The 1,522-nt window shown below is 42.9% G+C and carries 3 protein-coding genes; all 3 read left to right on the top strand.

Features of this window, described 5'->3' with window-relative positions; genetic code table 11:
* Nucleotides 1-528, top strand: a 528-nt coding sequence (locus tag BLV86_RS17440) for a YdcF family protein (protein ID WP_139297973.1), incomplete at its 5' end; no start/stop codon positions are given.
* A 42-nt stretch (nt 529-570) separates the two neighbouring features.
* Nucleotides 571-1,056: an HD domain-containing protein gene (locus BLV86_RS17435; protein WP_242873359.1), complete on the top strand. Its 486-nt coding sequence runs from the start codon at nt 571-573 to the stop codon at nt 1,054-1,056.
* A gap of 31 nt (nt 1,057-1,087) precedes the next feature.
* On the top strand, nt 1,088-1,522 hold a 435-nt coding region (locus BLV86_RS17430; RefSeq protein WP_242873358.1), incomplete at its 3' end, for a DUF6429 family protein.

The following is a 1,522-nucleotide window of genomic DNA, read 5'->3' as shown; positions in this document are numbered from 1 at the left end:
CCTGACGGAACAATGAAAGAGGAACTTGTTAAGCGCCTTACCGTTGCTCTTAACAGTGCAAAAAAGTATCCGAATGCGTATATTGTCTGCACGGGAGGCGGAACAGCTTCTGATAATGAGTCCGCTTCAGAAGCCGGTGAAATGTCGAAGTGGATGATTGAGCATGGTGTAGATAAAAAGCGAATCATTATTGAAGACAATTCCATTACCACCGCCCAGAATGCCATTTTCACCTATGACATTCTGACATCGCTCTATCCGTCGGTAAAGAAACTTGCAATCGTGTCGAGCGACTACCACATTACGACCGGGGAGCTGCTTTTTAAGGCTGAATCGATCCTCAGGGCAAATGCTCCTGGCAACGAAAAGCTTGAGGTGATCTCCAACGCCGCATGGAAGGCGCCTTCCGGGTCGCTTTCTACCATGTTTCAGGCAGGAGCGCTCATAGAGCTGTTCGGGGACGTGGAAACGGCCTTCGATATCTATTATGACAATTATGATATCCACGGGCTGCCACCACTTCATTGAGATATTATACAGATTAAGCATAATTACTATCTGGAGGAAATTGTGACAATATCAGAGATTTTGAGAAAAATGATCGCTTATTCCAATGGCAACATTCATGATATCGACCATCTTATCCGCGTATGGACGTATGCAAAAACCATCGGAGAATTAGAAGGGATTAATAAGGACACACAGTTTATCCTTGAAGTTGCCGCAATTACCCACGATATTGCCTGTCCCATTTGCCGCGAGAAGTATGGAAATACAAACGGAAAACATCAGGAAGAAGGTGTTCCCCTGACGAACAAATTCCTTTCCGACTGTGACATGAGTGAAAGCCAGATTGATCGGGTTGCCTACCTTGTTGGTCATCACCATACCTTACAGGAGATCGACGGCATCGATTATCAGATTCTGATTGAGGCGGATTACATAGCAAATGCCACTGAGAACGGATACAGCCGGGAAAATATCGAGAATTTTATGAGTAAAATAATGAAAACAGAAAGCGGAAAGAGACTGATACAGGACATCTTTTGTCTGTAAGAGAAGTCCAGCTTGAAAGGATAAAGGAAAAATGAGAACACGGGAAGAAGCCATTGATGATATGATACTGGCACTTATGTATCTTACACGTTTTAATGACGGAGAAGGCAGGCCTTTTAATGAACTTGCGTGGAAGAACTATGATTTTGATGCGATGGATAGACTTGATAAGGAAGACCTTATCATTAATCCAAAGAATAAGTATGCATATCTTACGGAGAAAGGCCGTGAGAGAGCAAGACGTATGCTGTCAGAACTTGATGTAAAAGAACCGGGGATATATAAACGTTTTGAGTTTTGTGAAATCAAACCTGAGTTATCAGATGAAGTTGTGAAGATCGAACAGATATGCTTCCCTCCAAATGAAGCATGCACTCCGGAACATATGAAGGCACGTATCAAAGTTGCTCCGGATCTGTTTTTGGTGATTAAAGACAGGGAAAATGATGGAAAGATTGTAGGATTC

The sequence above is a fragment of the Oribacterium sp. KHPX15 genome (assembly GCF_900107835.1).
Lineage (GTDB): Bacteria > Bacillota > Clostridia > Lachnospirales > Lachnospiraceae > Oribacterium.
Note: the sequence above shows the minus strand (reverse complement) of the source record. Positions and strands in the feature narration are given on the sequence as shown.